Source organism: Nostoc sp. 2RC (genome assembly GCF_014222165.1).
In the GTDB taxonomy this organism is placed as follows: domain Bacteria; phylum Cyanobacteriota; class Cyanobacteriia; order Cyanobacteriales; family Nostocaceae; genus Nostoc; species Nostoc linckia.
On the sequence record NZ_JACKZU010000278.1, the window covers coordinates 1 to 10,966 of the forward strand.

Here is a 10,966-nt window from a genome sequence, read left to right on the forward strand (position 1 = left end):
GATATATACAATGGATTACAAGCTTGAATAAAAGCTTTCGTTCCTGATTTGAGATTTTGAATTGCTATATCGGGGCCATGATAAAAAATTAAATCTTCTAATATTCCATCACTCTGTATATTAATTTCTGGAAGTCGTGATTTGAAAGGCAAAAATATAATTATGGCGAAAAAAATATATAAACTAGAATAAGAAATAACTTTTGTGACAGAATAGCGTTCCAGAAGAAAGCAGCCTGGGATTAGTAAAAACATCAGTACTGCATCCAACCTAAACATTAAGCATAATGAAAAGGCAGAAATTATCAATATATCTAATATTATTAATTTCACTAAGCCAGCATTTGAAGATTTTACTTCTGAACGATATGCAATTAAGGCTAAACCGATAAACATGAATAGTACTGCTGGAATCATGGGATGTCCATACAGACTTGTACTCCACCAAACTGGAATCAATATCAGTAATAAATTTGCTAAGACTGCCGTGGTTAGTCCCCAATATCTTTTTACCAGATAAAAAATGGGAATAACTATGAAAATTGAACTTAAAGAATTTAGATAATTACTAATTGGAATAATTCTATTAAAATTATTTTCAAAAAATGGTCTAAAAATATCTATTAAAGCATAGTAGCCAAAAGAGATGTTGCGTCCATAAAGCAATGGACTACCGAATGGTTTACCAGATGTAACTGAGTCAATTATTCCCATGATCATTCTGAAACCATCCCTCTCGCCTGGTGTATCTCTGTAAGTGAAAGGTAGATAAGAGATACAGGATAAAATTAATAACAAAAGTATTGTTAAGTTCTGGTTCCGTTTGAATTGCATAATGGTAATCTCATTTAAGAATAATTATCACTTTGATTGAGCTTCAGGAAATATCTTGGTTACAGAAGGCATCAGCTACTATGCATTTAAATTTTATATTTTGCATTCAGGTTGTCAAGAGTCCCAAGTGAAAATTAAGCTTTGGACTCTTGAAAAAGCACAGGTATGTATTAAATAAGTAGGTTAACATTGAAAAACCTACAATCGAGTCTTGGCGATTACTACCTTTTTGCGGATAGATAGGCTACAACGAGTTTACGCTCTATTACGTTCGGCTACTAATGAAATTTTACGTTTAATTAACTTCAGTTAATGAATTATTTAGGCAAATTTACATGACGTATTTTATGGTTTGAAAGCTTGAGCATAAATCTTGATTTATCAATAAAAGCTAATTAGATAATGGCAGAAATGAAAAAAGCTGAAATACAACAGGTTAAAAAATATAAATTCTCTCCGGCTTGCGAGAATGAGCAAGTAGTATTTGGTGCTGCACGTCCCCAATATACTAATCAAATGGTTGAAGATTGGATAGAATTTATGAAAGGACAAGGTATCAAAAGAGTTTGTTGTCTTCTCCATGATGAACAATTAGCTTACTACTCCGATCTTCTGGGGACATATAAACAGGAATTTGGTAGTCAGCTAGTTTGTTGGACACCGATCGCAGATTTTCATTTAGTTGATTTAGAAACTCTCACACAAAAAATAATTCCTTTTTTAATTGCAGCAGATAAACAAAATGAGAAAGTTGTTGTACACTGCTCTGGTGGAATTGGACGTACTGGACATGTATTAGCAGCATGGCTAGTTAGCGTCAGGGGATTATCAAAGGAAGCTGCTATTAAGGCTGTGAAAAAAACAGGTAGAAATCCTTATGAAGCAGCAATCGCTGCTATATTCAAAGGTAAAAATCCTTTTAAAGTTGCAAAAGATATCGACATACTTTTAAATAATTGCCGCCTAGTAGTCCGTGGTGACTAGTAGATAATTTATGATTCTAAACCAAGCGGAAGTTCTTTTATTAATATGTATCTTAATGATGAATTGATAATTAGGAAGTAGTACGATCAATCTAGTTACGAGGCAAACTCTATGGTCATGGTTTTAGATAAAGTAGTTCCCTTTGGAAGGTCAATGGATGAATATATCAAAATATTCAATTTAACAAAGGCAGATTTGAATAAAAGAATTATTGGGGTTGGGGATGGGCCAGCAAGCTTTAATGCTGAAATGACACGACAGGGTAAAAATGTAGTTTCTATCGATCCCCTGTACCAATTTTCTGGCGATCAAATCCTGCAAAGATTTAATGAAGTAGTAGATAACATTATTAATCAAGTCAAGGCTACACCGAACGATTGGGTATGGAGCTATCATAAATCTCCAGATGACTTGCGACAAAATCGAGTGAAAGTAATTCAAGAATTTCTAGCTGATTATGATAGTGGTAAAAAGGCCAACAGATATATATTTGGCGAATTGCCCAACTTTGCATATAATAATCAAGAATTTGACATAGCCCTTTGTTCGCATTTATTGTTTTTATATTCAGAGCAACTAGATTATGATTTTCACTTAAATTCAGTAGGTGAAATGCTGCGTATTGCTCAAGAAATCAGAATATTTCCTCTGATAGATTTAATGTTAAAGCCTTCGCCACATTTAGAAAAAATAATTAAATATTGTACTGACAAAGGTTATAAAATAAATATTGAAAAAGTTGAATATGAACTACAACCTGGTGGGAATAAAATGTTAAAGATAACTAAAGATGTAAATATAATTTAAAATCATAGAATTTGAAAATTCTATTCATAAAAATATAGAATTGTAATAATTAAATAATGTTAAAACTGCCTTTGATTGATGATTCGGCTGGATTGTAAACTAATATTCATCAAAGAATCAGACTCCAATTCATGCTGACTTCTGACTCCTGAGTTCTGAATTCTTCCTAATAAAGATACAATGGCATTCAGTGTTGGTACCCCTTTTGACTCTATGCTACCAGTCATCTATTCCGACGAATTTTTAGATCACAAGACTGGAAAATACCATCCGGAAACACCAGAACGGTTGATAGCGATCGCTAATGCTCTAAAAGCAGCTACGTTTGCAGATAAAATTACATGGCGCGCCCCCACACCAGCACCAGAACAACCAGAGTTAATGTCTTTATTAGTTGAGGCTCATAGCCCAGCCTACATCAAAAAACTCTCTTTCATTGCCTCTAGTGGTGGCGGCCCTTTGGATGGTGATACACCGATTTCGCCCCGCAGTTATGATGTGGCATTATTAGCGGTTAGTGCTTGGTTAGATGGAGTTGTAGCTGTACTAGAATCCAATAATCCGGCTTTTGTATTGGCGCGTCCACCAGGACACCACGCTGAAAGTGATGCGGGTATGGGATTTTGTTTATTTTCCAACGCCGCCATCGCCGCTTTTTTTGCTCTGAAACAACCCGGAATTAACCGTGTCGCCATCCTCGATTGGGATGTACATCACGGTAATGGTACTCAGTCCATCGTCGAAACTCATCAGCAAATTGCCTACTGTTCCCTCCATCAGTATCCATGTTATCCCGGTACTGGGAGAGCAACAGAACGGGGCTTTTATGATAATGTCTTGAATTTACCAGTACCCCCTGGTAGCGATATTACGGTGTATCAGCCATTATTTGAAAAAAAGGTAGTACCGTTTTTAACTAACTTTCAACCAGATTTATTGATTGTCAGTGCTGGTTATGATGCCAATGCGGCAGATCCTTTGGCAAGTATCAACTTGCAATCAGAAGATTATGGTTTATTCACCGATTATTGTCTGGCGCTAACTCGTAAAATTCTCTTTGGCTTAGAAGGTGGTTACGATTTTGATGCACTTTCTCAATCGGTTCTAGCAACTATCGAACGTTGTTTACTTTAACTGTGTCTCAAAAATCTTAATATTTCTTAATATTATTCTGCGCGATCGCTTTCCTCTGGCGGTTGAAAAAATCGCAATATTTCTTCACATTTTGCCCATGCCATTGTCCTCAGCAGCTTTCAGCAGTCTGAGAAAAATAACGTCTTGATTATTTAAAAATTTTTTAGGGTTTGTTTTTTCTCAGTAGAATCTTGGCATCGTCCATCGTTCTGCTTTTGTATATGCACTGAGATAGATGCACGTGACTATAAAATTTGTCAGTAAATTCTCTAGAGTATTTGCTAGAGATTTTAGAAAATAATCAAGAAAAATCAGCTTTTTGTAGATATTTACTTTCTTGACTCTTTGTAACTGAATTGACGAATTTCAGAACAATGTTTACGGAAGTTGAAGGTGCCGTAACTTTTGTTTGGACTTTTGTCTCAGTATTTTCTTTTACAAATACTCTTTCAAGTTCATCAAATCTTCAGAAAGAAAAAGTTTCACCATTGTTCTGCAAGAGCTAAAGTTTTGTTAAGATGCAATTGCTAGCACTTTTTCAGCGAAATTCACCTATCACCATGTGGAGAAATAAAAAGTACTAGCGGCACAAAGTTTAGCAGGTGAAGCAATGACCACCTACATTTTTTTTGACGAAGCCCTACGAATGCTGACCAATGCTTTTTTGATATCAGCAATACTGTTAATAGCAGCTTCTGGTATAGGTTTGGCAGTAATTGAAACAATAGAGAAGACAGGAGAACGATAAGTTCACACAATAACAGTGTACTTATTCCCAAAAACCATTGGGTACAAGTGTTTGCCATGAAATCATCCTGGGAACACTAAACTATAAAAGTCTCACAGCGTTGCAGTTTCACCTGGTAGTCCAGCAAATGCACAGGCAACTGTATCGCTATTGAGACCTTAACGAAGGAGCTACTACAATGGGTTTACTCGATGCTGTGTTGGTTACAGGAAGCAAAACTCAACCAGTACTGAATTCAGCGGAAGCTTTTGCTGTTATAGTTCTGATGGCAACTGCTCCAGACGGTTACCTTTCCGTCGAACAAGCGAACTCCATCACTTATGTGCTATCTCGGATGCAACTTTTTAAAAGTTATCCCCATGAAATGATGAAGAGTCTGCTCGATAAAATTTTATCTATTTTCCAAGGGGAGCATTTTAATAGTTTATTTAATGCTGCCAAAGATTGTCTATCTCAAGACTTGCGCGAATCAGCCTTTGCAATAGCCACCGATTTAGTCTTGGCTGAAGGTGTAGTAGCTGAAGAAGAAAAAAACTTTTTAAATGATTTGTATCAAGCTTTGGGTGTTTCTAGTGAAATGGCAATACAAATTATCCAAGTAATCTTGATTAAAAATCGGGTATAGGGTAACAAAAAAATATCCGCTATTTAATCTATGTGAATAGCCGATAAGTTGCATTAAATTTCATTGATTGCTTTAACAAATAACATTATCAAGTAAAAAGTAAAAGGAAGCTAATGTTTCTCCATTGCTGAGACGATTGAGAACTGTTAAGCCTACAAAGTGTTTGTTAGTTCACATACTATTATCCAACAGCCTAGCGTGGATAATTTTGAGTTGCTCCTGAGTCTTAATAGGAGTTCGTGGCGTTGGTAATTCAGTATTAGGCCAGTTCCATAAATCATTACAAGGACATAACAAAGCCGGCATCCCAAGGTTTCGTGTAGCTACTGGCATTGTGCAGCGACAACAAGGTAACATGTCCCACGTCGATGTCAACAGTTCGGCAATAGTTTCTTCTGTACCTTCCAGATGACAGTCACCAGATTCTTTCGAGAGAATCTGCTCCCAGCATTCCTCAAATTCTGTACTATAGCGATCGCCATCTAGCACAGACTTTGGCAGAATGCTTGCCTTGCCGTTGCCGACGATTACTTTTTTACCTAGTTGAAACCAGTAGGCGAGATATGCCTTAACTTCTTGTTTAGTAGCCATACTCTCAATTGTAAATTTTGATCGGGATTTTTCGGAGGTTCAATGTTTAATTTTGAATTAAGTCTTTAGATGTTGGTAATGGCGAACCAAGAACAGTGAGATTGAGAGCATAGCCACCAGTGATTAGATAAACAGCATCACACAGCGAACTTAGGCGGCGTACCAAAGAGCCAAGGCGATCGCGGAACATCCTACCAACAGGATAAGCTGGCACAATACCCCAACCTACTTCTTCCGCTACAAACAGCATATCAGCAGCCACCAAATCCACAGTCTCTAAAAACTCTACCACCAGATTTTCCCAACTTTGGTCGTCTTGTTCTAGGAGATTCGCTACCCAAGTTCCCAAAGAATCAACCAAAAGACAAGTATGGGGTTTCGCGTCAGCAAGGGTAGCAGACAGTTCCACAGGTACAGACAGAGTTACCCAATCTTGGGGACGACGTTTTTGGTGTTCTAAAATACGTTGGTGCCATTCTTCATCATCTGGGTTATCAGTGGCTGTAGCTACGTAAATAACTGCTTTCCCCGACTCCATAGCCAGAGTTTCTGCCCACTCACTTTTACCAGAACGAGCTGGCCCTGTGACTAAAATGACTTTACTCAAAAGTTACTTCCTAAGTATCTTCACAATATGGCTACGTTTGCAGTTTATCATCACAGGAGTGGGGAGATGGAGAGGTAGGGAGGTGGGGAGATGGGGAGATGGGGAGCAGGGGAGAGTTGTTGTAAAAGTTTTTTCTCCTCATACCCCTGGAGCCTCTTGTGCCTCATGCCCAATGCCCAATGCCCAATACCCAATGCCCAATGCCCAATGCCCAAATAATTAAAAGGGAACTCTTAACAGGCAATAGAGAATAGGGAAATTTCCATACTTAAAAGTAGGGGATTTGTACAAGGACGCATTTTTTCACAGCATGAGTGTTCCCTTAAAAAATATTTTTTTTGTTTTCATAAATAAATTTAGTTGCTCTGAACCCAGTATACGGGCAGGTTTTTACACTATTCCCTATTCCCTATTCCCTATTCCCTGCCAGAAGGGCTTGGTAAGATTTTTAATTCTAAATAACTTTTAAGAGATAAAATTAGCACCAGCATCATTGCGAATTAATAATTACAGTAGATTGCAATTTGGTGAAGTAAATAAATTTAAGTCTGTGAGACAGCTATCTAAATTGTTTTACTAATGACTAGGATAATTCACCGATTCTGCTGTATTTTTCAAGTCGGGATTGAAAACCCGCCAATAACTGGACAGCAAACTATAGGGTATGTTTATGAAACCAGGCTTAAAACGTATTGAAGCAACTCTACACGATTTAGGAACTCGTGGCACTGACTCTGCTGCTGAAGTAGGAGATTCAACAAAGCGGCCTTTCTCTTTTAGAATCAGTGTCACAGCCAACGAACCCACAACAAGCACAAACACTTCATTTTCTCAGGATGATGAAGTCAAGATACAAGAACAAGCAGCTGGCGTTAGTGTTGATAAAGAACAAAATTTATTTCCTCACCACGACTCTGTGCAAACCTTTCAAGCAGAAGATAGTACAAGCAGAACACCGAGCCTACCCAAGTTCAAAACTCCCAGCATCAGTAGCCATCGCCACGGAGCTAATCCAGGCTTGGCTATGAGTATATTGCAAGAAATTCAAGAAAGTCTTGCTAGTTGGCAAACAGAATTACAAAATATTTTGCAGCAAATTCAGGATATTTACTTAGAAGGGCCGATTGTCAATGGTTGGTTAGAATCCAATTTTCAGGAACCAGAACCAGGTGGAACTGCGACACTCCGCCATGCAGAAATTGACAGGCTAATGAACTATGTTGAAGAAATTTGCGCTAATGGTGGAAAAGTGTCCTACCAATCGTCTGCTACTAGCTATCGCCTCTGCGGTGTGGACGATTCTGGTAAAGTTTGGTCGCGCCCATGTCCAGCAGATCAGGTTCCCACCGTTAGTATAGCGATCGCTCGTTACCAAAAGTTACGTCAGTTGTTGGGGCGTAAGCAAACTTTGGAAACCCGTTTGGCTCAACTTGCCCAAAGTCTTGTAGTTTTACATAGCCACATTCAGCAAACGTGAAGCTTTGAAGATTTTTTCCGAAAAAACTCGGTTGGTGGGCAGATAAAATTTAGTTTAGATTAACTAAGACTAAATGTGCATTAGATTTAACAACCAGAATTCAGGAGTCAGTCGTCAAAATTCAGTTAAGAATTTTGTATCACTGGCAGATGAATAAAGGCTGAACATGACACCAAAATTTCCCATCTGGTGGTCTTCAATATAGTAGCGGGATTCAAATCCGCTAAATATATTGATGCTAAATTCTGGATTCTTGCTGAAGATTTTAATCAAAAATCCCAAATCTCAAATCCCCAATTAAATCTATGCCAGATATCCAAATCTCTGCCATTATCTGTACCCACAATCGAGATACCTACTTAGGTGCTGCAATTGATAGTCTTTTAGGACAGGATTTTGCTGCTAATTTTGAAGTTGTAGTAGTTGATAATGGATCTAGCGATGGCACTCGCCAAGTAGTAGAACAAAGAGCTGACGATCCTCGGCTCAAGTATATCTTTGAACCCACCATCGGCTTATCCGTCGCCCGTAACACGGGTGCAAAAGTGGCTAGTGCTGATATTCTGGCTTATCTCGATGACGATGCCGTTGCGAGCAAGGGCTGGCTGCAAGTTTTATATTCTGCCTATTACAATAACTCTAAACTAGCGATCGCTGGTGGCAAAGTCACTCTCATCTGGCCTGAAGGAATGCAACAACCAAGGTGGCTATCTCCAGGACTATCAGGAAATCTAGGTGCATACGACTTGGGTGACGATATCATCTACATTCAGCAACCAGGCTCCACACCAAGAGGCTTAAATTACTCCATCCGTCGCAGTTTCTTAGAAGAAATTGGAGGTTTCGACCCTCATCTTGGTCGAGTAGGGAAAAATCTATTATCTAACGAAGAACTACAAATGACCGAATTTGCCCTACAACGTGGATGGCAAGTTGCTTATCTTCCAGAAGCACTAGTAGCTCATAATGTTGCCCCAGAACGCCTGCAACGTTCTTGGTTTTTAAACCGAGGCTGGTGGCAAGGTATCAGCGAGTGCTATCGAGAACAACTCGCTGGTAGGGCTGGTATCGCTCAATTACAACGAGGGGGCGAACGATTTTTGCGCGGTTTGTACAAAGCATTGCAATACTTCTTTGACCCAGCAGAACGATTTGACAAACTTGTGTATGCTTACGGTCAAATTGGCTACTTAAATGCAGCTATTCAAGGTCTTTTATCCACATCAAATAAGAAGTCATAAATATCATAAATTATAATTCTTATGTCATCTAAAATACCAGTTTCTGTATTAATTCCTGCTAAAAACGAACAAGCCAACTTACCAGCTTGTCTCACTAGTCTCAGCAGAGCAGATGAAATATTTGTAGTCGATTCTCAAAGTAACGATAATAGTGTCGAAATTGCTAAAAGTTATGGCGCTAACGTCATTCAATTTAAATTCAACGGACATTGGCCTAAAAAGAAAAATTGGTCTTTAGATAACCTACCTTTTCGTAACGAATGGGTACTAATTGTAGATTGCGACGAACGCATCACTCCCGAACTTTGGGAAGAAATTGAGCAGGCAATTAATCAAGATGAATATAGTGGTTATTATCTCAATCGCCGGGTATTTTTCTTAGGCAAGTGGATTCGTTATGGTGGAAAGTACCCGGATTGGAATTTGCGTTTGTTTAAGCATAAAAAAGGACGCTACGAAAATCTACATACAGAAGATATTCCCAACACTGGCGATAACGAAGTTCACGAACATGTAATTTTACAGGGTCAAGTTGGGTATCTGAAAAATGATATGCTCCATGAAGATTTCCGCGACCTTTATCATTGGTTAGAACGGCACAATCGCTATTCAAATTGGGAAGCTCGCGTTTATTATAATATTCTCACAGGTCAAGATGATAGCGGCACTATTGGTGCAAATTTATTTGGTGACGCAGTGCAACGCAAACGTTTTTTGAAAAAAGTATGGGTACGCTTACCATTTAAACCTCTTTTGCGGTTTGTGTTATTTTATATCATCCAACGCGGCTTTTTAGACGGCAAAGCCGGATATATATATGGACGATTGCTGAGTCAATATGAATATCAAATTGGAGTTAAACTTTACGAATTACGAAATTGTGGTGGTCATTTAAATACTGCAACTACAGCAAAGCAGGAAATTATTGAGCAGGGAAGTCGAGGAGCAGAAGGAAAACTATTGACCATTGACTCCTAACTCTAGCAATTTTAGATTTTGAATTTTGAATTTTGGATTGGAGGAGAAATTTAAAATCTAAAATCTTAAAATCTAAAATCTAAAATCCAAAATTGAATGACTAATGACAAACCTTTTGTAGATTTACGCAAATATAACCAATCTTGGTTCGATCGCGGGCGTCCTGGTTGGTATATTTTATTATGGTGGTTTGTACAAGCGATCGCCTTTCCTCTGACTCCTCAACCGTTAAATATTTTACGTTGTACTCTACTACGATTATTTGGCGCTCGTATCGGCAAAGGCGTATTGATTCGACCCACTGCGCGTTTTACTTACCCCTGGAAAATTACTATAGGCAACTACAGTTGGATTGGGGACAACGTAGTTTTATATAGTCTCGATGAAATTAACATCGGCGAACAGTGCGTAATTTCCCAGAAAAGCTACCTCTGTACTGGTAGCCATGACATCCAAGACCCTGCCTTTGGCTTGAAAACAGCAACCATCACCATTGAAAATGGTGCATGGGTGGCCACAGATTGTTTCATTGGGCCGGGAGTAAAAATTGGTGCTAATGCTGTAATTGGCGCTCGTAGTAGTGTTTTCACCAGTATGCCTTCTGGACAAGTTTGTTGGGGAAGCCCCTGTCGTCCGAATAAAGCTCGGATAAAACTCGATGCTGTTAGTCATTAGTCAATAGACTTCTTGCAGTCTTGTGGGAAAAGGGCAAGGGGAAAGGGGGAAAGGTTTGCTATTTTCCCTTTCCCCGGTTGGTAAGCTTGTCGAACCATTAACATGTATCCCTTTTCCCACAAGAGTGCAAAAAGCACTCTTGTGCAAGAGGTCTATTGGTCATTGGTCATTAGTGATTAATATCAACTTATACCAATTTGAAAAAAGAATGCGACACATAGACAAGACCCCTCCCCAACCCTCCCCGATGCTTTGGGGAGGGGTCT

12 protein-coding genes are annotated in these 10,966 nt (G+C 38.7%); 9 read left to right on the forward strand and 3 right to left on the reverse strand.

The window, feature by feature from the left end; all coding sequences use genetic code 11:
• On the reverse strand, positions 1–833 hold an 833-nt coding region (locus tag GNE10_RS24980), incomplete at its 3' end, for an STT3 domain-containing protein (protein ID WP_185567607.1).
• Between the two features lie 411 nt (positions 834–1,244).
• Between GNE10_RS24980 and GNE10_RS24985 the strand changes: the two genes are divergently transcribed.
• The 5 genes from GNE10_RS24985 to GNE10_RS25005 all read left to right on the forward strand — a co-directional run bounded on the left by GNE10_RS24985 (position 1,245) and on the right by GNE10_RS25005 (position 5,131).
• On the forward strand, positions 1,245–1,817 hold the full coding sequence (locus GNE10_RS24985; RefSeq protein WP_185567609.1) for a dual specificity protein phosphatase family protein: 573 nt from the start codon (positions 1,245–1,247) through the stop codon (positions 1,815–1,817).
• A gap of 111 nt (positions 1,818–1,928) precedes the next feature.
• Positions 1,929–2,624 carry an SAM-dependent methyltransferase gene (locus GNE10_RS24990; RefSeq protein ID WP_185567611.1) on the forward strand — a complete coding sequence of 232 codons (696 nt, stop codon included), beginning with the start codon at positions 1,929–1,931 and terminating at the stop codon, positions 2,622–2,624.
• Positions 2,625–2,837: 213 nt separating this feature from the next.
• Entirely contained in the window at positions 2,838–3,758 is a 921-nt protein-coding gene (locus GNE10_RS24995) for a histone deacetylase (RefSeq protein WP_099066227.1), read from the forward strand.
• A 610-nt stretch (positions 3,759–4,368) separates the two neighbouring features.
• Positions 4,369–4,506: a hypothetical protein gene (locus GNE10_RS25000; RefSeq protein ID WP_180267350.1), complete on the forward strand. Its 138-nt coding sequence runs from the start codon at positions 4,369–4,371 to the stop codon at positions 4,504–4,506.
• Between the two features lie 178 nt (positions 4,507–4,684).
• Positions 4,685–5,131 carry a tellurite resistance TerB family protein gene (locus tag GNE10_RS25005; RefSeq protein WP_099066204.1) on the forward strand — a complete coding sequence of 149 codons (447 nt, stop codon included), beginning with the start codon at positions 4,685–4,687 and terminating at the stop codon, positions 5,129–5,131.
• A 171-nt stretch (positions 5,132–5,302) separates the two neighbouring features.
• On the opposite strand, the gene GNE10_RS25010 is transcribed toward GNE10_RS25005, so the two are convergent.
• Together GNE10_RS25010 and cobU are read right to left on the reverse strand one after the other, a co-directional pair.
• Positions 5,303–5,722, reverse strand: coding sequence for a hypothetical protein (locus GNE10_RS25010; RefSeq protein ID WP_185567613.1), 420 nt, complete (start codon positions 5,720–5,722; stop codon positions 5,303–5,305).
• Between the two features lie 46 nt (positions 5,723–5,768).
• Positions 5,769–6,329, reverse strand: a complete 561-nt coding sequence (gene cobU, locus GNE10_RS25015; protein WP_185567615.1) for a bifunctional adenosylcobinamide kinase/adenosylcobinamide-phosphate guanylyltransferase — start codon at positions 6,327–6,329, stop codon at positions 5,769–5,771.
• Positions 6,330–6,999: 670 nt separating this feature from the next.
• On the opposite strand from cobU, the gene GNE10_RS25020 reads away from it, so the two are divergent.
• The 4 genes from GNE10_RS25020 to hpsU all read left to right on the forward strand — a co-directional run bounded on the left by GNE10_RS25020 (position 7,000) and on the right by hpsU (position 10,700).
• A complete protein-coding gene (locus GNE10_RS25020; protein ID WP_185567620.1) occupies positions 7,000–7,806 on the forward strand; it encodes a hypothetical protein in 807 nt (268 codons plus the stop codon).
• 305 nt (positions 7,807–8,111) lie between these two features.
• Entirely contained in the window at positions 8,112–9,047 is a 936-nt protein-coding gene (locus GNE10_RS25025; RefSeq protein ID WP_099066201.1) for a glycosyltransferase family 2 protein, read from the forward strand.
• 21 nt (positions 9,048–9,068) lie between these two features.
• Positions 9,069–10,025, forward strand: coding sequence for a glycosyltransferase family 2 protein (locus GNE10_RS25030; protein WP_099066200.1), 957 nt, complete (start codon positions 9,069–9,071; stop codon positions 10,023–10,025).
• Between the two features lie 96 nt (positions 10,026–10,121).
• On the forward strand, positions 10,122–10,700 hold the full coding sequence (hpsU, locus tag GNE10_RS25035; protein ID WP_185567618.1) for a hormogonium polysaccharide biosynthesis acetyltransferase HpsU: 579 nt from the start codon (positions 10,122–10,124) through the stop codon (positions 10,698–10,700).
• The last annotated feature ends 266 nt before the right edge of the window (positions 10,701–10,966 follow it).

What these genes read in the sequence shown, in the direction of transcription:
- GNE10_RS24985 (WP_185567609.1), top strand. Translation starts at nt 1,245, where the DNA reads ATGAAAAAAGCTGAAATACAACAGGTTAAAAAATATAAATTCTCTCCG.
- GNE10_RS24990 (WP_185567611.1), top strand. Translation starts at nt 1,929, where the DNA reads ATGGTCATGGTTTTAGATAAAGTAGTTCCCTTTGGAAGGTCAATGGAT.
- GNE10_RS24995 (WP_099066227.1), top strand. Translation starts at nt 2,838, where the DNA reads ATGCTACCAGTCATCTATTCCGACGAATTTTTAGATCACAAGACTGGA.
- GNE10_RS25000 (WP_180267350.1), top strand. Translation starts at nt 4,369, where the DNA reads ATGACCACCTACATTTTTTTTGACGAAGCCCTACGAATGCTGACCAAT.
- GNE10_RS25005 (WP_099066204.1), top strand. Translation starts at nt 4,685, where the DNA reads ATGGGTTTACTCGATGCTGTGTTGGTTACAGGAAGCAAAACTCAACCA.
- GNE10_RS25010 (WP_185567613.1), bottom strand. Translation starts at nt 5,722, where the DNA reads ATGGCTACTAAACAAGAAGTTAAGGCATATCTCGCCTACTGGTTTCAA.
- GNE10_RS25020 (WP_185567620.1), top strand. Translation starts at nt 7,000, where the DNA reads ATGAAACCAGGCTTAAAACGTATTGAAGCAACTCTACACGATTTAGGA.
- GNE10_RS25025 (WP_099066201.1), top strand. Translation starts at nt 8,112, where the DNA reads ATGCCAGATATCCAAATCTCTGCCATTATCTGTACCCACAATCGAGAT.
- GNE10_RS25030 (WP_099066200.1), top strand. Translation starts at nt 9,069, where the DNA reads ATGTCATCTAAAATACCAGTTTCTGTATTAATTCCTGCTAAAAACGAA.
- hpsU (WP_185567618.1), top strand. Translation starts at nt 10,122, where the DNA reads ATGACTAATGACAAACCTTTTGTAGATTTACGCAAATATAACCAATCT.